Source organism: Delftia sp. PX-1 (genome assembly GCF_055797465.1).
In genome coordinates, this window is sequence record NZ_CP184763.1 from 3,351,757 (window position 1) to 3,375,850 (window position 24,094).

Below are 24,094 nucleotides of genomic sequence, written 5' to 3' on the forward strand. Positions count from 1 at the left end.
GTCTCCTCAGCCGTGGTGCCAGAACGGCGTGCCCAGCACGGGCGTGCTGGGCTGGGCGGCCGATTGCTCGGCCATGGCGCCGGCGCGGTGGGCGGCGTGGCCGGCGTTCACGGCGTCGGCAAAGGCGCCGGCCATGGCGACGGGATCTTCGGACAAGGCCACGGCCGTGTTCAGCAGCACGGCGTCATAGCCCCACTCCATGACCTGGCAGGCGTGCGAGGGGCGGCCCAGGCCCGCATCCACGATCAGAGGCACCTTCAGGCGCTCGCGCAGTGTCTGCATGGCATAGGGGTTGACGGGGCCGCGGCCCGTGCCGATGGGCGCCGCCCAGGGCATGACGGCCTGGCAGCCCACATCCACCAGGCGCTGGCACAGCACCAGGTCCTCGGTGGTGTAGGGCAGGACCTGGAAGCCGTCCTTGATGAGGATGGAGGCGGCCTCGACCAGGTTCAGCGTGTCGGGCTGCAGGGTGTAGTCGTCGCCGATCAGCTCCAGCTTGATCCAGGGGGTCTCGAAGACTTCGCGTGCCATCTGGGCCGTGGTCACGGCTTCCTGCACGGTCATGCAGCCGGCCGTGTTGGGCAGCACGGGCACGGCCAGCTTCTTGAGCAATTCCCAGAAGCTGGCACCGGTCTCGGCGGCATTGCTGCCCTGGCGGCGCAGCGAGGCCGTGACCATGGCGGGGCGGGCACGCTGCACGGCAGCTTCCAGCACGGCGGGCGAGGGGTAGCGGGAGGTGCCCAGCAGCAGGCGGCTGTCAAAGCGCTGGCCGTACAGGACCAGGCTGTCGTCGGAGGAAGGGGCGGAAGTCGTCATGGCGTGAGGCAATGGGAGAGTCGGATGGGGCATCAGCCGCCGGTCACCGGCGAGATCACTTCGAGGCGGTCGCCGTCGTTCAGCGCCTGTTCGGCATAGCGGGCCTTGGGCACGAAGACGGTGTTGATGGCCACGGCAAAGGGCGGGCGCGGCGCAAGCTGGGCCAGCGCGTCGGCCACGGTGGCTCCGTCGCTTAGTTCGGTCGCTTGCTGGTTGATGGTGATGTTCATGGCGGCTGAGGGGAAACGAAAGGCGGGTACGGGGGCTTGTTCGATCTTAGGCAGGGCCGGTCTTGTCGGCTCTGCATGCATGTCCGGTCTGTTGTGCGTGAAAGTGCCGTGCGTGCCGTTCAGGCGGCTGCCTTGTGCTGCGATGGCGCATGCTCGACGGCAACATCGAAGCGGCGGGCCAGTTCGGAATCACCGCTGTCGAGCAGCTCCAGCACCACGTCAAGCATGGCCGGCGCGATCATGAAGCCATGACGGTACAGGCCGTTGACCTCCATCACGCGCGGCGCGCTCCAGCGCACGGCCGGCAGATTGTCGGGCAGGGTGGGGCGGCACTGGGTGGCGATCTCGACGATGCGGCCCTCGGCAAAACCCGGATGCACGGTGTAGGCGGCACTCAGCAGCTCCAGCGTGGAGCGCACGCTGGCCGGCGACATGTCGTCGGACTCGATCTCGGTGGCGCCGATGACGAAGAGGTGGTCCTCCTTGGGCGCAATGTAGATCGGGTAGCGCGGATGGATCAGGCGCGTGGGCCGCTGCAGCGTGACCTCGGGCGCATGGATGCGAACCACCTCGCCGCGCACGCCGCGCAGCGCAGGCCACTGGCCGCGTGCGCCCAGGCCCCGGCAGTCCAGCACCCAGTCGGGCTGGCCCGGCGTGCCGGGACGGAAGTCGGCCAGCTCGCGCGGCTGGTTCCAGTGCTGCTCCACGCCCAGGCGGGTCAGCGTGGCGTGGAGCGCGGCCAGCAGCTGGCGGTTGTCCAGCTGGCCTTCGCCCTGCAGGTACATGGCCTGGGCGAAGCGCCGCTCAAGCGCGGGCTCGCAGTCGTGCAGGGCCTGGTCGGCCAGCGGCTGCAGCGCGGGAAGGCTGGGGTTGATGCGGCGGTTTTTCTCCAGCAGGCCGAAAAAGCGCTGGGCATCGCCCGCGTCCTGGCGGTGCCAGAGGATGAGGGTGCCGTTTTGCTGGAAGAACACGGGCGCATCGAGCTGGGCCAGCAGTTCGGGCCAGCGCGTCAGGCCGTGCTGGCCCATGCGCACCACGCCGGGCTCGGTGATGGCCGATTCGGCCAGGGGCGCGAGCATGGCGGCGGCCACGCGGGCCGCTGCGCCATCGCCTTCGGGGCCGTGGGCGTCGTATACGGCAATGCCGTGGCCGCGACGGGCCAGCGCCAATGCCAGCAGCCGGCCCATGAGGCCGCCGCCCAGAATGGCGATGCGGGAAGAAGCTTGTAGAACGGACATGTGCATCTGGTGGTCAAGTGCGCCCATGCCCGTGGGACTGCCGGCCGGCTGTCCGCGCACAGGGCATGTGCTGGACAAAACGCGGCGTACCACCCCGATTGATTGAAACTCCCCACGCCAGCATGACCTGGATCGGGTGCAGGGGCGCTGCGCGGCAAGGTGCCTGTGGTGCAGGCTTGTGCGGCAGGGGGCTGGTCGCCCCGGGGCCCCAGGGTGTTTCTCAGTCACGCATCGGTGAGGCGGGCCAGGCCCTGTTTCACCGACGGGACACCCCTGTTTCGTCCGTCAGCAGGCATTACAGCACATCCCGCAGCTGCCGGTATTGACCATGCGCATGGGTGATAATTTTCGCCCATGACTGCCGACCACTCCCCTTCGACCGCCGCATCCACCGAACCGGCTCCCGCCGCGCGCAAGCGCTATGCACGCGTGCTCATCATCGCGGGCTCCGACAGCGGCGGCGGCGCCGGCATACAGGCCGACCTCAAGACCTGCAGCGCCCTGGGCTGCTACGGCATGACGGCCATCACGGCCATCACCGTGCAGAACACGCTGGGCGTCAGCGGCATCCACGGCATTCCCGTGGACATACTGCGCGGCCAGATCGATGCGGTGGTCGAGGACATCGGCGCCGACGCCGTCAAGATCGGCATGCTGGCCACGCCCGAGGTGGTGCAGGTGGTGGCCGATGCCATCCGCCGCCACCAGCTGCGCAACGTGGTGCTGGACCCCGTGATGGTGGCCACCAGCGGCGACCGGCTGATCGCGCCGGAAACCGCCTCCGTGCTGGTGCGCGAACTGTTCCCCCTGGCCACCGTGGTCACGCCCAATCTGGACGAGGCGGCGCTGCTGCTGGGCCACTCCATTGATGGCATAGACGCACTGGACGGCGCCGTGCAGGAACTCCTGGCGCTGGGCGCGCCGGCCGCATTGCTCAAGGGCGGGCATCTGTCCGGCGATCTGGTGGTAGACCTGCTGGGCCATGGCAACGGCCAGCGGCTGCGCCTGCAGTCGCAGCGCATTGCCACGCACAACGGCCATGGCACGGGCTGCACGCTGTCTTCGGCGATTGCCTCGCACCTGGCGCTGGGCCTGCCGCTGGAGGCGGCCGTGGCCCAGGCGCGCGAGTACATCCTGGGCGCGATTGCGGCCGGTGCCGATGTGTTCACGGGCGCCGGCCACGGTCCGCTGAACCACGGCTATGCGCCGCGCACGCAGGTCGTGGTCAACGGCTGAACGTCCAGCCAGACGTCCAGGTAATCAGCCCAGGTCACCAGCCCCAGGTCAGGCTGCGCGCCACCCAGCCCTTTTGGCCGTTGTCGCGCTGGACATGGGCCCAGGAGCCCTGCTTCTTGAGCGTGCGCACCACCTCCAGCTCAGCCAGCTTGCCCACCACGCGGTGTTTCTGGCCCGGGCCTGCGCGCAGATTGGCGGTGCGCCCGGTCACCACCATGTGCGGGGTCTTGCCGGTCAGCGGCGCATGCACCCAGCCCAGCGTGCTCTCGTTGTCCCTGACGCGCAGCCACTGGCCCTTGCGCTGCACCACCTGCAGCGGATAGCCCTTGCCCAGTTCCCACAGCGTGGCCGAGCGCGTGGTGGGCTGCTGCCGCACATTGACGCTGGCGCCCTTGACGCTGACGAACTCGCGCGCATGGGTGGCGGCCGGGGCCAGGGTGGTGGTGAGGACGGCGAGGGCGGTGGCGGCTGCGGCCATCCAGCGGGCGGCACGGCTTTTGTTGCAAGACACGGGAACAGGTCTCCTTTCGTTTGAGAAAGGCTGGCGCGCGAAGACTTTCCGGCGCAAGCCCGGGGAAAGCGCGTGGGATCAGGCGATGTAGCTATAGTTCCTGAATGAAACTGACGTGCGACGCCCCGGCTTCATGCGCAACCGGGCAAGCTTGCCTTACGCTTGCCGCACAACCGTGTTTTCCAGGAGGGCTTGTATGCACCATGCTGTTTCCCGATCCGGCGCCCATGTCCGGCACGCTGCAATCCTGACGGCCTGTCTTGCCGCGGGACTGGCGGATGCGCAGGGACAAGAGACGCAGGCGCAGGAGGCGCAGGCTGTGGCCACAGCCGCCGAGGGCCGCGATGCGGCCAGGGCGCAGGGTGCGGTGAATCGCCCGGAATTCGGTCCCGCGCTGCTGGCGGCCGCCCAGGCCGGCGAAGCGCTGCAGGTACGCGACTGGCTCAAGCGCGGCGCACCTGTCGATGTGCGTGACCGGCAGGGCAATACGCCGCTGCTGCTGGCCGTGCGCGGCAACCATGTCGAGGTCGCGCGCTCGCTGCTGGTCCATGGGGCCAACCCCAATCTCAAGAATGACCTGCAGGACAGTGCCTATCTGCTGGCCGGTGCCCTGGGCCGCCTGGAGATACTGCGCATGACGCTGTCGTACGGCGCCGATCTGCAAAGCACCAACCGCTACGGCGGCACGGCGCTGATCCCGGCCTGCGAGCGCGGCCATGTCGATACCGTGCAGGCCCTGCTGGCCGCCGGTGTACGGGCCGACCATGTGAACCGGCTGGGCTGGACCTGCCTGCTCGAAGCCGTTTTGCTGGGCGACGGAGGCCCGCGCTACCAGGACATCGTCCGCCAGCTGATCGCGGCCAGGGCCGATCTCAATCTGCCCGACAAGGATGGCGTGACCGCCGTCGTCCACGCCCGCCAGCGCAGCCAGCATGAGGTGGAGCGTCTGCTGCAGGAGGCGGGAGCGCGCTGATCGGCGCAAGTGAAAACAAGTGAAAACAAGTGAAAACGCCTGAAACCAGGGGTGATGCGCCAGATTCAGACGGGTCTGATTGCTTTGGAAAGGCTGCGTTGCAAATGATTCCCATTTTCAACGTGGATCTTTGCCATGCGCACAGCACATTTGCTATCTCGACCCTTCGTCTCCGGCCCCCAGTCGTGCCTTTTTTCGGTGTTCGCTGCGGCGCTGGTCACGCCCGCTTATGCGCAGGACGCCACTGCCGATGAGCGTCAGGTGCAGTTGGCGCCCTTGACCGTCTCCGGGCAGCGCTCCACCGGCTCGCGCACCGAGGCATCCGAATCGGCCAAATACGCCAAGCCGCTGCTGGATGTGCCGCAGACCATCACCGTGGTGCCCGGGCAGGTGCTGCAGGAGCAAAACGCCCTGAGCCTGCAGCAGGCGCTGTCCAATGTATCCGGCATCACCTTCAATGCGGGCGAGGGCGGTGCAGGCTCGGGCGACAGCATCAACATCCGCGGCTTCAGCGCCAACGCCAACCTGCAGATCGACGGGCTGCGCGACAGCGGGCAGAAGAGCCGAAGCGATCTCTTCAACACGCAATCCGTCGAGGTCATCAAGGGACCCAACTCGGTCTTCGGCGGCGCGGGCACCTCGGGCGGCAGCATCAACATGATCAGCAAGCAGCCCAAGGCCCATGACTTCACCGAGGCCGACGCTGGCCTGGGCACGGCCAGCTACCGGCGCCTCACGCTCGACACCAACAGGGTGCTGGCTGGCGGCAAGGCTGCCATGCGCCTGAACCTCATGGGCCATGACAGCGACGTGGCCGGGCGCGACACCATCTTCAAGCGGCGCTGGGGCGTGGCGCCCTCGCTGGCCCTGGGGCTGAATTCGCCCACGCGCCTGACCCTCGGCTTCTTCCATCAGAGCGATGACAATCTTCCCGACTATGGCGTGCCGGCCTTTCGCGGCAAGATGCTCGAAGGCGTCTCGCGCAATGCCTATTTCGGCTGGCGCAACCTTGACCGCGAAAAGATCGGCCAGGATGCCCTGACCGCGAAGATCGAGCATGACTTCGCCTCGGGCGCCAAGCTGCAGAACCTCTCGCGCTACTCGCGGCTGAGCCGCGATACCGTGATCTCGGCCTCGCATGTCGATCTCCGGGGCATGCAGCCTGGCTACTACCGGCCCGCAGGGCCCCAGGCCTATGGCCGCGATGCGGCCACCACCCTGTGGATCAACCAGACCAACCTGACCCAGCGCTTCGACACAGGCGTGCTGGGGCATACGCTGGTCACGGGCTTCGAGATCGCACGCGAGACCTATGACCGCACCACCTCTTCCTACAGCATCAACCGGCAGTTCCCGGCCGGCGGCTATCCGCTGGCCCGTCCGCCCGGATACTGGACGGGCACCACGGATCTGCAAAACAGCGGAAGGAACGAAACCCGCCTGGACACCCGCGCGCTGTATGCCACCGACTCCATTGCGCTGGGGCCGCGCTGGGATCTGAACCTGGGCCTGCGCTATGACTGGATCGACGGGCGCTCCAACGCCACAACGGCCGCTGGCGTGCGCACCGCGGTGGACAGCTCCGACGGCCGGCTCAGCGGCCGCACGGCCCTGAGCTTCAAGCCCGCCGACAACGGCCGCATCTACCTGGCCTACGGCACGGCCTTCAACCCTTCCGCCGAATTCCTGGTCTCCACGGGCTCGGGCCTGGATGCGGCCACGGCCTCGCTGGCACCCGAGAAGAACACCAGCCTGGAGCTGGGAACCAAGTGGGATGTGCGGGACCGCCAGCTGGCGCTGACAGCCGCGCTGTTCCAGGTGGACAAGACCAATGCCCGAGAGCAGATGGCCGATGGCAGCTATCTGCTGGCTGGTGAGCAGCGCGTGCGGGGGCTGGAACTCGGGGCTGCAGGCAAGGTGACTCCGCAATGGGACCTCTTCGCCAACTACACCTTCATGGCCAGCAAGACCCTCAAGTCATTGAACGAGCCTGCGCGTGTGGGCCAGGCGCTGGGCAATACGCCGCGCCATTCGCTGAACCTGTGGACCACCTATGCATTGCCGCAGGGCTGGACGGTGGGCTATGGCGCGCGCTTCGTGGGCACGCGCAATGTCACCTCGGCCGGCGACGGCAAGCTGTCCGCTTACTGGGTGCACAGCGCCATGGTCGGCTATGAACTCAACCGGCAATGGAAGCTCCGGCTCAATCTCGACAACATCGGCAACAAGGCCTATGTGGCCGGCGTGCGCCAGCGCCTGGGCGAGCAGTCGCGTTCCTCGGCCGTGGAGTACGGAGAGGGTCGCACGGTCAGATTGACCGCGCTCTACCAGTTCTGAGAAGCACGATGGCCTGGTCTCCGGTGCCGTGGGCGCCGGGACAGGATGAATCAGGCTTGAATCGGGCTGCTCCCAGGGGCAGCTCTTTTCTTTGGCGGCCACCTTGCCTGGGGCAAAAAAAGAGCCCGCACAAGGCGGGCTGGTGATGGTCAGGCCGACGGCAAAAACCGCCGACACGCAAGCATCTTACTGGATCTTGGCCTTTTCGCGCAGCGATTCCTGGAATTGCGCCAGCTTTTGCTGTTGCAGCTGCTGCACGATCTGGGGCTTGACTTCCTCGAACTTGGGCAGTTCTGCCTGGCGCACGTCGTCCTGGCGGATGATGTGGTAGCCGAACTGGCTCTTGACCGGCTCCTGGGTCATGCCGCCCTTTTCGAGCTTGATCAGGGCTTCGGAGAACTCGGGCACGTAGTTGCCGGGGTTGGCCCAGTCGAGGTCACCGCCACGGGCGCCGGATCCGGGGTCCTTGGACTCCTTCTTGGCGATGTCTTCGAACTTCTTGCCGGCCTTGATCTCGGCAATGATGGCCTTGGCGCGGTCTTCCGACTCGACCAGGATGTGGCTGGCCTTGTATTCCTTGCCGCTGTTGGCAGCGACGGCCTTGTCGTACTCGGCCTTGGCTTCGGCGTCGGTCACGGGGTTCTTCTTCTGGAAGTCTTCGAACAGCGAGCGGATCAGGATGGTCTGGCGGGCCAGTTCCATCTGCTGCTTGTAGGCTTCGCTGTTGGCCAGGCCGCGCTTGTTGGCTTCCTGCATGAAGATCTCGCGGGCGATGACTTCTTCCTTGATCTGCCCTTCCATCTCGGGCGTGACGGGGCGGCCGCTTTGCTCGATCTGCTGCTTGAGCACTTCGGCGCGTGCCTTGGGCACAGCCTTGCCGTTGACGACGGCGATGTTCTGGGCCGAGGCGGACAGGGCTGCGGTGCTCAGCACGGCGGCAGTCACCAGGCTGGTCAGAAGCTGTTTTTTCATGCGAATTCCAGAGATGAAGGAAAAATTGATTCTATAGCGTGGATACGCAACAGGCTCCGAATCTTCGGAGCCTGTAAAAGTTCAAAGAACCTCGATGGCGATGGCGTGAGCGCCCTGGTCAATGAATTCTTGCAGCGCATCATACACAAGGCGGTGGCGTGCCACGCGCGGCTTGCCTTGAAACAAAGGTGACGCAATGCGCACGCGGAAATGCGTGCCGAAGCCGGTGCCGTTGGCTCCCACATGGCCGGCGTGCTGGTGGCTTTCGTCGATCACTTCCAGGTGATCGGGGGCGAGGCGCTCGCGCAGCACGGCCTGCATGGCTTCGGCGGTGATGGGCAGCGGATGGGCGGGTGCGCTCATGGCTGCTTGTCCTGTTGCACGCCGGACGGGGGCAGGGCGTCGGGCGTGGCGGCGGCTGCCTCGCCCTTGTCTTCCTGCATGAAGCGGCTCATGTAGATGGCCTGTCCGATCACGAAGACCAGCATCAGCCCCATGCCGCCGAACAGCTTGAAGTTGACCCAGGTGTCGGTGTCGAAGCGGTAGGCGATGACCAGGTTGAGCGCGCCCATCACCGCGAAGAAGGCTGCCCAGCTCCAGTTCATGGTGCGCCAGGCGTTGTCCGGCAGTTGCAGTTGCGCGCCCATGACGGAGCGCAGCAGGTTCTTGCGAAATACCAGCTGGCCAATCGCCAGGGCGCCGCCCATGAGCCAGTACAGCACCGTGGGCTTCCACTTGATGAAGGTGTCGTTGTGGGCGAGCAAGGTGGCGCCGCCGAACAGCACGATCACGCCCAGGCTGACCCATTGCATGGGCTCGACCTTGCCATGGCGCACGCGCAGGTAGGCGATCTGCGCGATGGTGGCGACGATGGCCACGGCCGTGGCCGTGTAGATGCCCCAGACCTTGAAGGCGACGAAGAACAGGATGATGGGGAAAAAGTCGATCAGTAACTTCATTGGAAGATTTCGATGGGCTTGGAGTCAGGCATGGTGCCTGAGCGCTTGGCAGGCGCATTGTGGCGCAGCCGGCGCGGCCCGGCATCGGTGCAGGGCCGCGCCGGCTGGGGTTTTTGCGGGCCTGGGGCCTAGGCCTTGGGCGGCTCGAATTCCAGCGACGCGGAATTCATGCAGTAGCGCAGCCCTGTGTCGGAGGGACCATCGGGGAACACATGGCCGAGGTGGGCGCCGCACTGGCTGCAGACAGTCTCGGTGCGCACCATGCCATGGCTGCGGTCCACGATTTCGGTGATGGCGCCTGGGATGGCGCGGTCGAAGCTGGGCCAGCCACAGCCGGCGTCGAACTTGGTATCGGAGTCGAACAGCTTGGCGCCGCAGCAGATGCAGTGGTAGCTGCCATCGGCCCAGAACTGCTCATAGCGGCCTGTGAAGGGGCGCTCGGTGGCCGCGTGGCGCGTCACCTGGAAGGCGGCGGGCTCGGCGCCCTTGGCCTGCAGCTCGGCCTGCCATTCCTGCTCGGTCTTGTGGATGGGAAAGCTCATGATGAACAGCTGATCTCGATGGAGGAAGCCCAGTCGGGCGGGAAGCCTGCCCATTCGGCATGCTCGGCGTGGGGTGCGAACGGGGTCTGCAGCACGGCCAGCAGCTGGCGCACCGCGGTGAAGTCGCCCGCCTTGGCTGCGCGGATGGTGATTTCTCCCAGGTGGTTGCGCAGCACGAAGCGCGGATTCGATTCTTGCATCAGCGCGGCCGCTGCCGTGCCATCCACGGTCGCAAGCTGCCGTACGTAGCCTGCCGCCCAGGCGTCGAAGGCGGGCCGGTCCAGCACCAGGTCGCGCACGGGCTCCAGGTCGGGCTCGGTGCCGCCGGCTGTGGCCACGGCATCGGTCAGGCGGCTGAAGAAGATGGTGTAGTCCACGGCGTTGTCGGCCATGAGCTGCAGCAGCGGGTTCACCAGGGCGGCAAAGCGCGCCTCGGCAGGCGGCGTGCCGGGAGCATCTTCGGGCAGGCCCAGCTTGCGCAGCATGAGAGAGCCATAGGCCTGCGGAAACACCTGCTTGTACGACTCCAGCGCCGCAATGGTCAGCTCCTCTTCGCCGATCAGCGGCAGCAGGGCCTGGCCCAGGCAGTACAGGTTCCAGTACGCGACCTGGGGCTGGCGGTTGAAGGCGTAGCGGCCCTGGGTGTCGCTGTGGTTGCAGATATGGCCGGGGTCGAAGGCATCGAGGAACTGGAAGGGACCGTAGTCGATGGTCAGGCCCAGGATGCTCATGTTGTCCGTGTTCATCACGCCATGGCAAAAGCCCACCGCCTGCCAGTGCGCCAGCAGCCGCGCCGTGCGCTCGCTCACGGCCTGCAGGAAGTTGGCGTAGGCGTTGCCGGCCAGTGCCTCGGCCGTGCGGCATTCGGGGTAGTAGCGGTCGATCACGTAGTCGGCCAGCTGGCGCAGCGGCGCCATCTGGTCGCGCGCCGCAAAGTGCTCGAAGTGGCCAAAGCGTATGAAGCTGGGCGCCACGCGCGCCACCACGGCGGCGGTCTCGATCTCTTCGCGGCGAATGGGGGCGGGCGATCCGGTCACGCTCAGCGCGCGCGTGGTGGGAATGCCCAGGGCGTGCATGGCCTCGCTGCACAGGAACTCGCGGATGGAAGAGCGCAGCACGGCGCGCCCGTCGCCCATGCGCGAGTAGGGCGTGCGGCCCGCGCCCTTGAGCTGGATTTCCTGGCCCGAGGCGGTCTCGCCCAGCAAGATGGCACGGCCGTCGCCGAGCTGGCCGGCCCAGACACCGAACTGGTGGCCGCTGTAGACGCTGGCCAGCGGATGGCTGCCGGGCAGCACGGCATTGCCGGTGAGCGCCTGCAGGGCCTCATCGCAGGCCAGCCATTGCGGGTCCAGGCCCAGCAGCTCGGCGGTGCCGGTGCTGGTGGCGATCCAGTGCGGCTCGGGCAGCGGCGTGGGGCGCAGATGGGTGAAGAAGTCGGGGCCCAGGGCGGCAAAGCCATCCTGCCAGGAGATGGGAAGGCGCGGGGAGGTCGCCGGAGCCCGGCCTTCGGCGGCAGCGTGCAGGTTCATGCGGGAATTGTCCCCCAGCGCCTATGCCCCGTGGGACGCAAGGTTCATGCGCGCATTCACCGCATGCATTCACGCACGCAGTTGCTGCCGGTACTGGCCCGGCGGCATGCCGAACCATCGGCGGCAGGCGCGAAAGAGGTTGCTCTGGTCCACGAAGCCCAGCAGGTCGGCCACCTCGGCCAGGCTGTGGCGCGGCTCGCCCAGGTACTGCCGGGCCAGCTCGCGGCGGGTGTCATCCAGCAATTGCTGGTAGCTGGTGCTCTCGGCCTGCAGGCGGCGCTGCAAGGTACGGTCGGTCAGGCCCAGCACTGCGGCCACTTCCTCGCGGCGCGGCTCGCCCTGGGGCAGCAGGCGCGCAATCTCATGGCGCACGCGGGCGCCCACGCCGGCCTGGCCCAGCTGGTCCAGCTCGGACTCGACCAGTTTTTCGTGCAGGGCCAGCAGTTCGGGGTTGTGCGTCGGGATGGGCGCGAGCAGGTCGTCTTGCGACAGCAGGAAGCGGTTGGCGCGCTCGCCAAAGCGCGGCAGCAGGCCGAAGGCCTGTCGGTAGCGGGCCTCGTGCAGGGGCAAGGGCGCCTGGGCCATGAATTCCACGGCCAGCGGCTGGACATCGCGCCGCGTCAGCCAGCTGCACAGCACCAGCAGCGTGAGCACGGCGAACTCCACGCGCTGGCGTGGCACGGCGCGCGTGGCGCCGATGTGGTGTATGGACAGCCAGTGGCCGCGCGCATCGCGCTCCAGCGTGAAGGCGGTGGCGTCCGAGATCACGGCCATGTGGCGCTCCAGGTCACGAAAGCCCGCCAGCAGGTGCGGGCTCGAAGCCAGCGAGTAGCCCACCAGGTCGATGTTGCCGTGGCGCGCGGCCAGCTGCCGGTCCAGGCCCAGCGTGGGATTGGCCGACTGCGCCACTGCCAGCTCCCACAGCCGGCTCACGCGGTCCACATCGATGCGGGTCTGCGAATGCTGCAGTGCGGCAAGGTCGATGTTGGCCTCCTCACTCAGCCTTTCCACGGCCAGCCCCTCGGCGGCCATCATGTCCAGGATGCCCCGCACCCATGCGGCGGAGCTGCTGCGCTGCGTTGTCATGGCCGGGTTTTCCTGGGCCGTCCGGGGCGCCTTTTGCGTTCTGAAGTCACTTTTTTGGCTTGGTTGCGATAGCGGCGTGCGGGCGCGCTGTTCCTAGAATTTTTGCAGCGCGGCGAACGACTGCGCAGTGTGGCCCAAGGGCCGGGCACGGCCCATACGGGAAACCCCAAAATCATAGGAGACAAGCATGCGCACAGGACAGCGGTGGATGGCTGGCGGCATACGCCTGGCCGTGGCTTCAATGGCCTTGTGGCTCGCGGCCTGCGGCGGCTCGGGCGGCGGCGGCCCCGAGCTGCGCGAGACGGCCTACGGCCCCTTGCGCGGCGTGGACGACGGCGCCGCCACGGGCACCTATTACTGGAAGGGCGTGCCCTTTGCCCAGGCGCCCGTGGGCGCGCTGCGCTGGCAGCCGCCGGCCGAGCCCAAGGCCTGGGAGGGCGTGCGCGAGGCGCGCCAGTTCGGCAATGCCTGCCTGCAGATCGGGCGCATGTACGGCCCGGGCGCCAACAACCGCTTCGATGACACCATCGCCTCCACCCTGGGCCAGCCCGTGGGCAGCGAGGACTGCCTGACGCTCAACATCTGGCGCCCGGCCAGCGGCGCCGAGAAGCTGCCGGTGCTGGTGTTCATCCATGGCGGCAGCGCCATCTCGGGCTATACGGCCGATCCGCTGTATGACGGCGCGGCCCTGGCGCGCGCCGCCAATGCCGTGGTGGTCACGGCCAACTACCGGCTGGACATCCTGGGCTACATGCACATGCCGCAGATGCAGGCTGGCGCGCCGGCCACGGGCAACTTCGCGCTGCTGGACAACCTGCAGGCGCTGCGCTTTGTGCAGCGCAATATCGCGGGCTTTGGCGGCGATCCGGGCAATGTCACGCTCATGGGCCAGTCGGCGGGGGCCACCAATGTGCTGGCGCTGCTGGCGGCCGAGTCGGCGCGCGGCCTGTTCCACAGGCTGGTGCCCATCAGCGGCGGGCTGTCGCTGCCGTCCAACCTGCCGGCCGGCGTGCTGGCCACGCTCAAGCCGGCTTCGGCCTACGCCACCCAGTCCGCGCTGCTGCTGGCCCATCTGATGGTGGCCGATGGGCTGGCTGCCGATGTGGCGGCTGCGGCCACGGTGGCTGCCGGCTGGACACCGGCGCAGATTGCGGCCTACCTGCGCGGCAAGGATGCGCGCGTGCTGCTGCAGACCCTGGTGGCCAAGGGCCTGACGGGCGCGGGACCGATTCCCGACGGCCTGCTGCTGCCCACCGACCCCATGGCCGCGCTGGCTGCGGGCCAATACAACCGCATGCCTGTGATGGCCGGCTACACGGCCGAGGAGGGCAAGCTGTTCGCACCCCTGCTGGCTGCGCTGGGCGGCAAGCCGGGCTTCAGGATCGACGATGCGGCGCGCTTTCGCATGATGCAGTCCTTCGATGCGCAGTCGCCCAACGCGCCGGGCCTGGCCGACATCATCGATGCTGCCTACCTGCCCGTCGACACGCCGGTCACCGGCTACAACGCCCGCATGGCGCAATTGACCCATCTGTTCGCCGATCCCAGCCGCGACCAGTTGCTCAATACGCTGCGCACCCGGCAGGCCGAGGTCTGGAGCTACCGCTTCGACTGGGCGCGCCAGCCCGCGCCCTGGAACACGGTCTACGGTGCGGCCCATGCGTTCGATCTGCCGTTTCTCTTCGGCAACTTCGGGCCATCCGTGTTCTCCCGCGTGACCAACAGCACGGCCAATGCACCGGGGCGGCTGGCGCTGTCGAACGCCATGATGGCCAGCCTCAAGGCCTTCATGCAGAAGGGCGACCCGCAGAACGCGGCCCTGGGCCAGACATGGAAGCCCTGGCCGTCCAGCCTGGTCTTCGACGCCGAGCTGGGCGCGACCAGCATCCGGCTGCAGTGAGCGAGCAGATGAGCGAGTAGATGAGCGAGCAGGGGCTTGCCGCGGCAAGCCCCGAGAGATAGCCAACAACAACGAAGGAGACAGGTACCCATGACAGCCAAGACCGTTTTCACACAGGCCTGGCGCTGGCCGCTGGCGGGGGCCATTGCCGCCGCCGCCGTGGGCCTTGCCGCCTGCGGAGGGGGATCGTCCGGCATGCCCGCGCCCATGGGGCCGGGCCAGCAATCGGGCTACATCACCCTGCCGGACGGCAGCAGGATGCGCTACTCGCTGCTGCTGCCCGAGGGACAGGGTCCGTTCCCGCTGCTGGTCGAGTACGACGGCTATATCTCGGGCTCGTACCCCAACATCAGCAGTCCCTGGACCAAGGAAGGCTATGCGGTCATGGGGCTGAACGTGCCGGGCACGGGCTGCTCCACGGGGGAAGACCGGGTGTTTGACGCCAGCGTAGGTGCGGCCGGGGCCTTCGCCATCGAGTGGGCCGGGCGGCAGGCCTGGTCCAACGGCCGCATCGGCATGATCGGCTACTCGTACTCGGGCTACAACCAGCTGTGGGTGGCGGCGCACCGGCCCAAGGGGCTGATGGCCATCACGCCCAGCAAGAATGTGGGCGATCCCTACCGCGACGTGGGCTATCCGGGCGGCATTGCCAACATCGGCTTTCCGGCGCAGTGGTGGAACGGCTTCCCGCGCATCTGGCGCACGGCCGCCGACCTGGCCGTGAAGAACGGCGGCGACACGGAATGCGCCAAGACGGTGGCCGACAACATCGAGAAGATCAAGCGGCCCGAGCTGGATCTGATCAAGTGGCTGGACAACCCCTATGCCGATGGCCTGTACCTGGAGCGCAGCGCCATGCTGCAAAGCGGCAAGATCAATATCCCCACGCTGGGCACGCAGTCCTGGCAGGACGAGCAGATCGGCCCGCGCTCGGGCTACTACGAGGACACCATTGCGCCTGACAGGATGTGGCTGGTCAGCTCCAACGGCGACCACCACACGAACATCACCTCGGACCATATCGACCAGACGCTGAAGCGCTTCCTGGCGCGCTTCGTCAAGGGCGAGGACAACGGCTTCGACAAGGAGCCGCGCGTGCGCCTGCTGCAGGAGATGCAGACCACGGACGCCAAGGCCCCCAATGGCGGCGCCAAGCTCATGCCCACGGGCGAGGCACGGTTTGACCGGCTGCCTGTCCAGGTCAAGCCCCTGCGCCTGTGGATGCAGCCCGGCCAGGCGCTGGGCGACAGCGCACCCGCCTCAGGCACGGCTTCGTCCAGCTACCGCTATCCGGCCCTGAGTCCGCAGGTGAACAACCCGGCGGCCGAAGGCTGGCCCGCCGTGCCCGCGTCGGAAAAGGATGGCCAACTGGTCTTCACCACGGCAGCCCTGCCGCAGGACCTGAGCTTCTATGGCGAAGGCTCGGCCGACCTGTGGCTCAGCGCCACGGCCGCCAACACCGACATCCAGGTCACCGTGTCCGAGGTGAGGCCGGACGGGCAGGAGATGTTCGTGCAGCGTGGCTGGCTGCGTGCGTCCAAGCGTGCTCTGGACACGGCGCGCTCCACGACGCTGAGGCCGTGGGGCGCGTTCACGCGGGACAAGGACGTGCCCATGGTGTCGGGCAAGCCCGAACTGCTGCGCGTAGAGATCCAGAAATTCGCGCATGTGTTCCGCGCCGGTTCAAGCATTCGCGTGACAGTGGATTCGCCATCGCAGACCGGATACTGGATCTTCGGCAACGACAAGACGCCGTCCACGAACACGCTGTGGCATGACGCAGCGCATGCCTCCAGCATCGTCCTAGGGTATATCCCATACGAGCATGCGAAGACGCTGCCGAGTTGCGACAAGACAATGCGTCAACCATGCCGGAAAAACGATGCGCCTGTCCCTGCGGGGATCGGACCCAGGGCGCCGGCCTGAGCCACCCTCCATGCGGGCAGCGGCATCGCGCACCAGGGCCTTGGCCTTGCGCGAATCCGCGGTCCGCAGTTCACGACGTTCACGAAGTTCAATCACCTTAGGAGCCTATAGATGCTGGGTCTGATGCAAAGCCAACCACTGTTGATCTCGTCGCTGATCGATTTCGCCGACCGCCACCATGGCGATGCGCAGATCGTCTCGCGCAGGGTGGAGGGCGATATCCATCGCTATACGTACCGCGACCTGGCACGGCGCTCGCGCCAGCTGGCGAACACGCTGGACGGCCTGGGCCTGCAGCCTGGCGACCGCGTGGCGTCGCTGGCCTGGAACGGCTACCGCCACATGGAGATGTACTTCGGCGTCAGCGGCTCGGGCCGCGTGCTGCACACGGTCAATCCTCGCCTGCACCCCGACCAGGTGGCGTGGATCATCAATCACGCGGAAGACCGCGTCATGTGCTTTGACCTGACCTTCCTGCCCATCATCCAGGCCGTGCATGCCAAGTGCCCCACGGTGCGCCAGTGGGTGGCGCTGTGCGATGCGGACCGCCTGCCTGCCGACAGCGGCGTTCCGGGCCTGGTCAGCTACGAGGCCTGGATTGCCGGCCAGTCCGACCAGTACCAGTGGCCCGAATTCGACGAGAACACGGCCTCCAGCATGTGCTACACCAGCGGCACCACGGGCAACCCGAAGGCGGTGCTCTACAGCCACCGTTCCACCACGCTGCACGCCTACGCGGCCGCGCTGCCCGATGTGATGTGCATATCGGCGCGTGACTCGGTGCTGCCCGTAGTGCCCATGTTCCACGTCAACGCCTGGGGCATTCCCTACTCGGCCGCGCTCACGGGCTGCAAGCTGGTGTTCCCCGGCCCGGCGCTGGACGGCAAGTCGCTGTACGAGCTGATCGAGGCCGAGGGCGTCACCTACGCGGCCGGCGTGCCCACGGTCTGGCAGATGCTGTTGGGCCACATCAGGCCGGGCGGCCTGCGGTTTTCCACGCTCAAGCGCACGGTCATCGGCGGCTCCGCCTGCCCGCCGGCCATGATCACGGCCTTCCAGGACGAATTCGGCGTGGAGGTGCTGCATGCCTGGGGCATGACCGAGATGAGCCCGCTGGGCACGCTGTGCACGCTCAAGAACAAGCAGCTGCAGCTGCCCAAGGACGAGCAGATGAAGATCCTGCAAAAGCAGGGCCGCGCCATCTACGGCGTGGACATGCGCATCGTGGGCAGCGATGGAACGGACCAGCCCTGGGACGGCAAGAGCTACGGCGACCTGCTGGTGCGCGGCCCCTGGATCGTGGACAGCTACTTCAAGGGCGAAAGCCCGCTCATCAAGGACGCGCAGGGCCGCGGCTGGTTCCCCACGGGCGACGTGGCCACCATCGACCCGGACGGCTTCATGCAGATCACCGACCGCAGCAAGGACGTGATCAAGTCCGGCGGCGAATGGATCAGCTCCATCGACATCGAGAACATCGCCATGGCCCATCCGGCCGTGGCCATGGCCGCCTGCATCGGCATGCCGCATCCCAAGTGGGACGAGCGCCCCATCGTCGCCGTGGCGAAGAGGCCCGGTGCCGAGGTCACGCGCGAGGAACTGCTCAAGTTCTACGAGGGCAAGACCGCCAAGTGGCAGATCCCCGACGACGTGGTCTTCGTCGATGCCATTCCGCTGGGCGCCACCGGAAAAATGCTCAAGACCCGGTTGCGCGAGCAACTGGCCGGCTACCGGCTGCCGGGGCTGTGAGCCGCTGCGGGCCAGCCGCCGTGCCAGGGCATGCGGGGGCATGTGCTGATAGGGGCGGCCGGTCCGAGTCTCGTCGGCGATAGCCGCTAGGGGCAATCACCGATCGGTGCGGGGCAAGGGGACCATTACCCTGAGCCTCGCCCAGAAACCACCACAAGAGGAGACGCTTCATGAAGTTTGCGATCAAGGCATTGACGGCATCCCTGGCCCTGGCTTGCGCCACGGGCGCCATGGCCCAGAAGGGCGAGACGGTGAAGGTTGCGTGGATCGACCCGCTGTCCGGCCTCATGGCCGCGCTGGGTTCCAACCAGCTCAAGAGCCTGCAGTACATCGCCGAGGAGCTCAACAAGGGCACGGCCTCGGGCGTGAAGTTCGAGATCATCGGCATCGACAACAAGCTCAGCCCGCAGGAAACCACGGCGGCCCTGCGCTCGGCCATGGACCAGGGCGTGCGCTACGTCTTCCAGGGCAATGGCTCGGGCCCGGCCCTGGCCATCATGGATGCGCTGGAAAAGCACAACGCGCGCAACAAGGGCAAGGAAGTCGTCTACCTGAACTATGCGGCGGTGGACCCGGACCTGACCAACAGCAAGTGCAGCTACTGGCACTTCCGCCTGGATGCCGACACCTCCATGAAGATGGAGGCCCTGACCACGTACATGAAGGACGTGCCGGAGGTCAAGAAGGTCTACCTGATCAACCAGAACTACTCGCATGGCCAGCAGGTCTCCAAATACGCCAAGGAGATGCTCAAGCGCAAGCGCCCCGATGTGGAGATCGTGGGCGACGACTTCTCGCCTCTGGCCCAGGTGCGCGACTTCGCCCCCTACATCGCCAAGATCAAGCAATCGGGCGCCGACTCGGTGATCACGGGCAACTGGGGCTCGGACCTGGCGCTGCTGATCAAGGCCGCCAGCGACGCGGGCCTGAACAACGTCAAGTTCTATACCTACTACGCCATTGCCACGGGCGCGCCCACGGCCATGGGCGCGGCCGCCGCCGACAAGGTCTACATGGTGGGCTACGGCCACCTGAACCTGCCCGGCCCGCTGGACCGCATCACCAAGGGCTACAAGGCCAAGTTCAACGACGACATGTACACCGGCTCGCTGTACTCGGGCCTGACCATGCTGGACCAGGCCTTCCTGCGCGCCAAGACCACGGACCCGGCCAAGGTGGCGGCCACCATGGAGGGCATGAAGTTCAACAGCCTCAACGGCGAAGTGGAGATGCGCAAGACCGACCACCAGCTGCAGCAGGGCCTGTTCATCTCGCGCTGGGAAAAGGCCGGCGGCAAGTACCCGATGGACTCGGAGAACACCGGCTACACCTTTGTGCCCGTGAAATATTACGAGCCCTATGTGGCCAGTACCCCCACCTCATGCCAGATGAAGCGTCCTTCATGACGCCCAGGCAGGCAGGCTGACTTCGCAAGGGGCGCGAGGCGCCCCTTTCTTTTGCCTGAAATCGGTCAAAACACGGGTTCATGGGCTGATCGATGACGATCTGTCGCCAATGTGTCCCGGACTGCGGCGAAGTCGCATGCGCGATAGTTTCTAAGGCATTCCCCGAAGGGAAATTGTCATTCAGGCGTTAGTCTGGCGCCAATACAGATATCCGAATCAACCGGAAAAAGGAGACAGAAAAATGAAGTGGATCGTGCATTCGGTGGCCGCCTCGGCCATGCTGGCCTGTGCCTCGGGCGCCTGGGCGCAAAAGGGCGAGACGGTGAAGATCGGCTGGATCGACCCGCTGTCGGGCCTGATGGCCGCCGTGGGCACGAACCAGCTCAAGACCTTCCAGCTGATGGCCGAGGAGTTCAACAAGAAAAATGCCTCGGGCGTGAAGTTCGAGATCATCCCGCTGGACAACAAGCTCAGCCCGCAGGAGACCACGGCCGTACTGCGCTCGGCCATGGACCAGGGCGCACGCTACGTGGCGCAGGGCAACGGCTCGGGCCCGGCCCTGGCCATCATGGATGCGCTGGAAAAGCACAACGCGCGCAACAAGGGCAAGGAAGTCGTCTACCTCAACTACGCGGCCGTGGACCCGGACCTGACCAACAGCAAGTGCAGCTACTGGCACTTCCGCCTGGATGCGGACACCTCCATGAAGATGGAAGCGCTGACGACCTATATGAAGGACGTGCCCGAGGTCAAGAAGGTCTACCTGATCAACCAGAACTACTCGCACGGCCAGCAGGTCTCCAAGTACGCCAAGGAAATGCTCAAGGCCAAGCGGCCCGACGTGCAGGTGGTGGGCGATGACTTCGCGCCGCTGGCCCAGGTGCGCGACTTCGCGCCCTACATCGCCAAGATCAAGCAATCGGGCGCCGATACGGTGATCACGGGCAACTGGGGCTCTGACCTGTCGCTGCTGCTCAAGGCGGCCAATGACGCGGGCCTGAACAACGTCAAGTTCTACACCTACTACGCCTTCGGCTCGGGCTCGCCCACGGCCATGGGCGCGGCGTCCGACGGCAAGGTCTACACCGTGGGCTACGGCCACTACAACATGGGGGGGGCCATCCAGCCGCTGATGGCCGAGTTCAAGAAGAAGATGAACGACGACCTCACGCAAAGCTCGATCTACCACGTGTTCGCGCTGCTGGATGCGGCCTTTGCCAAGACCGGCGGCACCGACCCCGTCAAGGTGGCGGCCGCGCTGGAGGGCATGAAGCTCAAGAGCTTCAACGGCGAAGTGGAGATGCGCAAGACCGACCACCAGCTGCAGCAGGGCCTGTACATCACGCGCTGGGAAAAGGCCGGCGGCAAGAACCCGTATGACGCAGAGAACACGGGCTACACCTTCGCCCCGGTGAAGTACTACGAGCCCTACGTGGCCAGCACGCCCACGTCCTGCCAGATGAAGCGCCCGTCCTGAGACCGGCACGCACCGCCTCCTGTCCCCAACGCACCGAAACCAAGGCCTTTCGATGACGCTTGAGTTCTTCACCATATCGCTGCTCAACGGCGTGAGCTATGGACTGCTGCTGTTCATGCTCAGCTCGGGGCTGACGCTGATCTTCAGCATGATGGGCGTGCTCAACTTCGCCCACACCAGCTTCTACATGCTGGGCGCGTACTTCGGATACACGCTCAGCGGCATCATCGGCTTCTGGGGCGCGCTGTTCGTCGCGCCCCTGCTGGTGGGCGTGCTGGGCGCCATGTTCGAGCGCTACAGCCTGCGCCGCGTGCACAAGTACGGCCATGTGCCAGAACTGCTCGTGACCTTCGGCCTGTCCTACCTCATCCTCGAGGTGGTGCAGCTGGTCTGGGGCCGGGGCACCGTGCCCTACGGCCTGCCGCCCGCGCTGCAGGGCCCGCTGTTCACGCTGTACGGCACGCAGTTCCCGCGCTCGCGCTCCTTCGTGATGCTGGTGGCAATGCTGATGCTGGTGGCCGTCTGGCTGCTGCTGACGCGCACGCGCATCGGCCTGGTCATCCAGGCCGCGCTCAAGAACCCCGAGATGGTGGAGGCGCTGGGCCACAACGTGCCGCGCGTGTTCATGATGGTGTTCGGCGGCGGCTGCGCGCTGGCGGGGCTGGCCGGCGTCATCGGCGGCAACACGTATGTGACCGAGCCGGCCATGGCCATGTCGGTCGGCTCCATCATCTTCGTGGTGGTGGTGGTCGGCGGCATGGGCTCGCTGGCGGGGGCCTTCGTGGCCTCGCTGCTGATCGGCGTCGTGCAGACCTTTGCCGTGGCCATCGACTGGTCGCTGGCCAGCCTGCTGACCTCGCTGGGCAGCCCGGTCGGCGAGCAGACCTTCGGCTGGCCGCTGCTCAAGCTCACCATTTCCCAGGTCGCGCCCATCCTGCCCTACCTGTTCCTGGTGCTGATCCTCATCTTCCGGCCCAAGGGCCTCCTGGGCACGCGGGGAGATTGACACCATGTCCTCGATCACCAAAACGACCATGACATCCACTGCCGCAAAAGGCGCTTCGGGCGCTTCAGGGGCTGCGGGCGCGGGGCGCCACTACAGCTTCCAGCCGCTCAACATCGGCCGCATCCTGATCTGGGGCGCCTTCGCCCTGGCGCTGATCGTCGCGCCGCTGGTGTTCACCAGCAGCCTGGCGCTGACCATGCTCAGCCAGATCGGCTATCTCATCATCATCTGCCTGTCCTACAACATCCTGCTGGGGCAGGGCGGCATGCTGAGCTTCGGCCATGCGGTCTACACGGGGCTGGGCTCGTTCATCGCCATCCATGCGATGAACCGGGCCAGCTCCGGCGACTGGGGCATTCCGCTGGTGCTGATTCCCGTCATCGGCGGCCTGGGCGGCATGTTCTTCGCGGCCCTGCTGGGCTATGTGACCACCAAGAAGTCGGGCACCACCTTCGCCATGATCACCATGGGCATCGGCGAGCTGGTGGCGTCCATGGCGCTGATGTTCCCCGAGTTCTTCGGGGGCGAGGGCGGCATCACCACCGACCGCGTCTACGGCAAGCCCTTCTTCGGGCTGACCTTCGGCTCGGGCATGGAGGTGTACTACCTGATCGCCGCCTACTGCTTCGTCTGCACGGCCGCCATGTTCGCCTTCACGGGCACGCCGCTGGGCCGCATGCTCAACGCCGTGCGCGACAACCCCGAGCGCGTGGAGTTCGTGGGCTACAACACGCAGCGCGTGCGCTACTTCGCCTTCATCATCGCGGGCTTCTTCGCGGGCGTGGGCGGAGGGCTTGCGGCCATCAACTTCGAGATCATCACGGCCATGGACAGCGTGAGCGTCATGCGCTCGGGCTCGTACCTGCTGTTCACCTTCCTGGGCGGCGCCACCTTCTTCTTCGGACCCATCATCGGCGCCGTGCTGCTGGTGCTGGCCTCGGTGCTGCTGTCGGAGCTGACCAAGGCCTGGCTGCTGTACCTGGGTCTGGTGTTCCTGCTGATGGTGATGTATGCGCCCGGTGGCGTTGCCAGCCTGATCATGATGAACCTGCGCGTGGCGCGCTTCGGCAAGTGGCGCCGGCTGGCCCAGCCCTACCTGGCCATCGCCGCCAGCGCCCTGGTCATGATCGTGGGCGGCGCCGCCATCGTCGAGATGATCTACCACCTGCAGCTCAACGCGGCCCTGGGTTCCCAGGTCTCGTTCATGGGCGTGCAGCTCGATACCAGCTCGGCCTCCACCTGGACTCTGGCCGTTGCCGTCTTCGTCGTGGGCCTGGGTCTGCTGGAAGTGGCCCGGCGCTGGTGCCTGCGGCGCTGGGAGCGTATCCAGGAAGAGATCGAAGAAGCCATCAAGCGCGGGGAGGGCTGAACCATGTCCAGCATTGCAATCGAACGACCAGGCACTGCCGCCGCTGCCGCGACCGGCGAGGCCACCTACGCGCTGGAGCTGCGCGACCTGTACAAGCGCTTCGGCAAGGCCGAGATCATCCGCGGCGCCCAACTGGCCGTGAAGCCCGGCGAGCGCGTGGCCATCATCGGCCCCAACGGCGCGGGCAAGAGCACGCTGTTCAACCTGATCAGCGGCCGCTTCGAGCCCACCAGCGGCCAGGTGCTGCTCAACGGCCAGCGCATCGACGGCAAGAAACCCTATGAAATCAACCGCATGGGGCTGTCGCGCAGTTTCCAGATCACCAACATCTTTCCCAAGCTCAGCGTGTTCGAGAACCTGCGCTGCAGCGTGCTGTGGAGCCTGGGCTACCGCTACAGCTGCTGGCGCTTCCTGTCCAAGCTGCGCGATGCCAACGCCCGCGCCGATGAGCTGATGGAGATGATCGGCCTGCACAGAAAGCGCGACACGCTGGCGGTGAACCTGACCTATGCCGAACAGCGCGCGCTGGAGATCGGCATCACCATCGGCGGCGGCGCCGGCGTCATCCTGCTGGACGAACCCACGGCCGGCATGAGCAACAGCGAAACGGCCCACTTCATCCAGCTGATCAAGAAGGTCACCGAAGGCAAGACGCTGCTGACCGTGGAGCACGACATGGGCGTGGTCTTCGGCCTGGCCGACAAGATCGCCGTCGTGGTCTACGGCGAAGTCATCGCCTACGACACGCCCGAGGCCGTGCGTGCCAATCCACGCGTGCAGGAGGCCTATCTGGGCTCGTCCGTGGCGGATCAACAAGCTGGTGCACATTGAG

At 66.6% G+C, this 24,094-nt stretch carries 21 protein-coding genes; 11 read left to right on the forward strand and 10 right to left on the reverse strand.

Translation table 11 applies throughout. The features are described 5' to 3' along the window. Positions 1 to 6: 6 nt before the first annotated feature. The 3 genes from ACN20X_RS15460 to ACN20X_RS15470 form a co-directional block, all read right to left on the reverse strand. Positions 7 to 816, reverse strand: a complete 810-nt coding sequence (locus tag ACN20X_RS15460) for a thiazole synthase (RefSeq protein ID WP_016452920.1) — start codon at positions 814 to 816, stop codon at positions 7 to 9. 32 nt (positions 817 to 848) lie between these two features. Next, on the reverse strand, positions 849 to 1,046 hold the full coding sequence (gene thiS / locus ACN20X_RS15465; protein ID WP_012205130.1) for a sulfur carrier protein ThiS: 198 nt from the start codon (positions 1,044 to 1,046) through the stop codon (positions 849 to 851). 119 nt (positions 1,047 to 1,165) lie between these two features. Then, on the reverse strand, positions 1,166 to 2,284 hold the full coding sequence (locus tag ACN20X_RS15470; protein WP_074922885.1) for an FAD-dependent oxidoreductase: 1,119 nt from the start codon (positions 2,282 to 2,284) through the stop codon (positions 1,166 to 1,168). 354 nt (positions 2,285 to 2,638) lie between these two features. Here ACN20X_RS15470 and thiD point away from each other — a divergent pair, with 354 nt between their 5' ends. Beyond that, positions 2,639 to 3,520 carry a bifunctional hydroxymethylpyrimidine kinase/phosphomethylpyrimidine kinase gene (gene thiD / locus ACN20X_RS15475; protein ID WP_016452917.1) on the forward strand — a complete coding sequence of 294 codons (882 nt, stop codon included), beginning with the start codon at positions 2,639 to 2,641 and terminating at the stop codon, positions 3,518 to 3,520. A gap of 34 nt (positions 3,521 to 3,554) precedes the next feature. Here thiD and ACN20X_RS15480 read toward each other — a convergent pair whose 3' ends face one another. Further along, entirely contained in the window at positions 3,555 to 4,031 is a 477-nt protein-coding gene (locus ACN20X_RS15480) for an SH3 domain-containing protein (protein ID WP_016452916.1), read from the reverse strand. 196 nt (positions 4,032 to 4,227) lie between these two features. On the opposite strand from ACN20X_RS15480, the gene ACN20X_RS15485 reads away from it, so the two are divergent. Together ACN20X_RS15485 and ACN20X_RS15490 are read left to right on the forward strand one after the other, a co-directional pair. Then, positions 4,228 to 5,004 (forward strand): ankyrin repeat domain-containing protein, encoded by a 777-nt coding sequence (locus ACN20X_RS15485; RefSeq protein ID WP_016452915.1) that lies wholly within the window; start codon positions 4,228 to 4,230, stop codon positions 5,002 to 5,004. 135 nt (positions 5,005 to 5,139) lie between these two features. Continuing rightward, the gene (locus ACN20X_RS15490) at positions 5,140 to 7,341 is read left to right on the forward strand and encodes a TonB-dependent receptor (protein ID WP_016452914.1); all 2,202 of its coding nucleotides are present in this window, start codon (positions 5,140 to 5,142) and stop codon (positions 7,339 to 7,341) included. 186 nt (positions 7,342 to 7,527) lie between these two features. Here ACN20X_RS15490 and ACN20X_RS15495 read toward each other — a convergent pair whose 3' ends face one another. The 6 genes from ACN20X_RS15495 to ACN20X_RS15520 all read right to left on the reverse strand — a co-directional run bounded on the left by ACN20X_RS15495 (position 7,528) and on the right by ACN20X_RS15520 (position 12,429). Beyond that, positions 7,528 to 8,313, reverse strand: a complete 786-nt coding sequence (locus ACN20X_RS15495) for a foldase protein PrsA (RefSeq protein WP_016446742.1) — start codon at positions 8,311 to 8,313, stop codon at positions 7,528 to 7,530. 81 nt (positions 8,314 to 8,394) lie between these two features. Beyond that, positions 8,395 to 8,676: a BolA family protein gene (locus ACN20X_RS15500; RefSeq protein WP_013802780.1), complete on the reverse strand. Its 282-nt coding sequence runs from the start codon at positions 8,674 to 8,676 to the stop codon at positions 8,395 to 8,397. Further along, the gene (locus tag ACN20X_RS15505; RefSeq protein WP_016452913.1) at positions 8,673 to 9,272 is read right to left on the reverse strand and encodes a septation protein A; all 600 of its coding nucleotides are present in this window, start codon (positions 9,270 to 9,272) and stop codon (positions 8,673 to 8,675) included. The genes ACN20X_RS15500 and ACN20X_RS15505 overlap by 4 nt, the downstream gene beginning before the upstream one ends. 128 nt (positions 9,273 to 9,400) lie before the next feature. After that, positions 9,401 to 9,814, reverse strand: coding sequence for a peptide-methionine (R)-S-oxide reductase MsrB (msrB, locus tag ACN20X_RS15510; RefSeq protein ID WP_016446744.1), 414 nt, complete (start codon positions 9,812 to 9,814; stop codon positions 9,401 to 9,403). After that, complete coding sequence (locus ACN20X_RS15515; RefSeq protein ID WP_016446745.1) at positions 9,811 to 11,343, reverse strand: protein adenylyltransferase SelO; 1,533 nt, start codon at positions 11,341 to 11,343, stop codon at positions 9,811 to 9,813. Before ACN20X_RS15515 ends, msrB begins: the two co-directional genes overlap by 4 nt. A gap of 69 nt (positions 11,344 to 11,412) precedes the next feature. Then, complete coding sequence (locus ACN20X_RS15520; protein WP_016446746.1) at positions 11,413 to 12,429, reverse strand: AraC family transcriptional regulator; 1,017 nt, start codon at positions 12,427 to 12,429, stop codon at positions 11,413 to 11,415. Between the two features lie 187 nt (positions 12,430 to 12,616). Here ACN20X_RS15520 and ACN20X_RS15525 point away from each other — a divergent pair, with 187 nt between their 5' ends. The 8 genes from ACN20X_RS15525 to ACN20X_RS15560 all read left to right on the forward strand — a co-directional run bounded on the left by ACN20X_RS15525 (position 12,617) and on the right by ACN20X_RS15560 (position 24,093). Beyond that, positions 12,617 to 14,329, forward strand: coding sequence for a carboxylesterase/lipase family protein (locus tag ACN20X_RS15525; protein ID WP_016452912.1), 1,713 nt, complete (start codon positions 12,617 to 12,619; stop codon positions 14,327 to 14,329). A gap of 90 nt (positions 14,330 to 14,419) precedes the next feature. Continuing rightward, positions 14,420 to 16,255 carry a CocE/NonD family hydrolase gene (locus tag ACN20X_RS15530; protein WP_016452911.1) on the forward strand — a complete coding sequence of 612 codons (1,836 nt, stop codon included), beginning with the start codon at positions 14,420 to 14,422 and terminating at the stop codon, positions 16,253 to 16,255. A gap of 111 nt (positions 16,256 to 16,366) precedes the next feature. Next, entirely contained in the window at positions 16,367 to 18,004 is a 1,638-nt protein-coding gene (locus ACN20X_RS15535) for a 3-(methylthio)propionyl-CoA ligase (protein WP_016446749.1), read from the forward strand. A gap of 170 nt (positions 18,005 to 18,174) precedes the next feature. Further along, on the forward strand, positions 18,175 to 19,410 hold the full coding sequence (locus ACN20X_RS15540) for a branched-chain amino acid ABC transporter substrate-binding protein (protein WP_016452910.1): 1,236 nt from the start codon (positions 18,175 to 18,177) through the stop codon (positions 19,408 to 19,410). Positions 19,411 to 19,651: 241 nt separating this feature from the next. Beyond that, positions 19,652 to 20,887, forward strand: coding sequence for a branched-chain amino acid ABC transporter substrate-binding protein (locus tag ACN20X_RS15545; protein WP_016452909.1), 1,236 nt, complete (start codon positions 19,652 to 19,654; stop codon positions 20,885 to 20,887). Positions 20,888 to 20,939: 52 nt separating this feature from the next. Then, a complete protein-coding gene (locus ACN20X_RS15550) occupies positions 20,940 to 21,893 on the forward strand; it encodes a branched-chain amino acid ABC transporter permease (RefSeq protein ID WP_016452908.1) in 954 nt (317 codons plus the stop codon). Between the two features lie 4 nt (positions 21,894 to 21,897). After that, complete coding sequence (locus tag ACN20X_RS15555) at positions 21,898 to 23,262, forward strand: branched-chain amino acid ABC transporter permease (RefSeq protein WP_016446752.1); 1,365 nt, start codon at positions 21,898 to 21,900, stop codon at positions 23,260 to 23,262. Between the two features lie 3 nt (positions 23,263 to 23,265). Then, positions 23,266 to 24,093: an ABC transporter ATP-binding protein gene (locus ACN20X_RS15560; RefSeq protein WP_013802770.1), complete on the forward strand. Its 828-nt coding sequence runs from the start codon at positions 23,266 to 23,268 to the stop codon at positions 24,091 to 24,093. The last annotated feature ends 1 nt before the right edge of the window (position 24,094 follow it).

Excerpts from the sequence above, each read along its gene's own strand:
- ACN20X_RS15545 (WP_016452909.1), top strand. The coding sequence starts at position 19,652 with ATGAAGTGGATCGTGCATTCGGTGGCCGCCTCGGCCATGCTGGCCTGT.
- thiD (WP_016452917.1), top strand. The coding sequence starts at position 2,639 with ATGACTGCCGACCACTCCCCTTCGACCGCCGCATCCACCGAACCGGCT.
- thiS (WP_012205130.1), bottom strand. The coding sequence starts at position 1,046 with ATGAACATCACCATCAACCAGCAAGCGACCGAACTAAGCGACGGAGCC.
- ACN20X_RS15540 (WP_016452910.1), top strand. The coding sequence starts at position 18,175 with ATGAAGTTTGCGATCAAGGCATTGACGGCATCCCTGGCCCTGGCTTGC.
- ACN20X_RS15490 (WP_016452914.1), top strand. The coding sequence starts at position 5,140 with ATGCGCACAGCACATTTGCTATCTCGACCCTTCGTCTCCGGCCCCCAG.
- ACN20X_RS15560 (WP_013802770.1), top strand. The coding sequence starts at position 23,266 with ATGTCCAGCATTGCAATCGAACGACCAGGCACTGCCGCCGCTGCCGCG.
- ACN20X_RS15500 (WP_013802780.1), bottom strand. The coding sequence starts at position 8,676 with ATGAGCGCACCCGCCCATCCGCTGCCCATCACCGCCGAAGCCATGCAG.
- ACN20X_RS15525 (WP_016452912.1), top strand. The coding sequence starts at position 12,617 with ATGCGCACAGGACAGCGGTGGATGGCTGGCGGCATACGCCTGGCCGTG.
- ACN20X_RS15460 (WP_016452920.1), bottom strand. The coding sequence starts at position 816 with ATGACGACTTCCGCCCCTTCCTCCGACGACAGCCTGGTCCTGTACGGC.
- ACN20X_RS15485 (WP_016452915.1), top strand. The coding sequence starts at position 4,228 with ATGCACCATGCTGTTTCCCGATCCGGCGCCCATGTCCGGCACGCTGCA.
- ACN20X_RS15470 (WP_074922885.1), bottom strand. The coding sequence starts at position 2,284 with ATGTCCGTTCTACAAGCTTCTTCCCGCATCGCCATTCTGGGCGGCGGC.
- ACN20X_RS15550 (WP_016452908.1), top strand. The coding sequence starts at position 20,940 with ATGACGCTTGAGTTCTTCACCATATCGCTGCTCAACGGCGTGAGCTAT.
- ACN20X_RS15495 (WP_016446742.1), bottom strand. The coding sequence starts at position 8,313 with ATGAAAAAACAGCTTCTGACCAGCCTGGTGACTGCCGCCGTGCTGAGC.
- ACN20X_RS15535 (WP_016446749.1), top strand. The coding sequence starts at position 16,367 with ATGCTGGGTCTGATGCAAAGCCAACCACTGTTGATCTCGTCGCTGATC.
- ACN20X_RS15515 (WP_016446745.1), bottom strand. The coding sequence starts at position 11,343 with ATGAACCTGCACGCTGCCGCCGAAGGCCGGGCTCCGGCGACCTCCCCG.
- msrB (WP_016446744.1), bottom strand. The coding sequence starts at position 9,814 with ATGAGCTTTCCCATCCACAAGACCGAGCAGGAATGGCAGGCCGAGCTG.
- ACN20X_RS15520 (WP_016446746.1), bottom strand. The coding sequence starts at position 12,429 with ATGACAACGCAGCGCAGCAGCTCCGCCGCATGGGTGCGGGGCATCCTG.
- ACN20X_RS15555 (WP_016446752.1), top strand. The coding sequence starts at position 21,898 with ATGTCCTCGATCACCAAAACGACCATGACATCCACTGCCGCAAAAGGC.
- ACN20X_RS15530 (WP_016452911.1), top strand. The coding sequence starts at position 14,420 with ATGACAGCCAAGACCGTTTTCACACAGGCCTGGCGCTGGCCGCTGGCG.
- ACN20X_RS15505 (WP_016452913.1), bottom strand. The coding sequence starts at position 9,272 with ATGAAGTTACTGATCGACTTTTTCCCCATCATCCTGTTCTTCGTCGCC.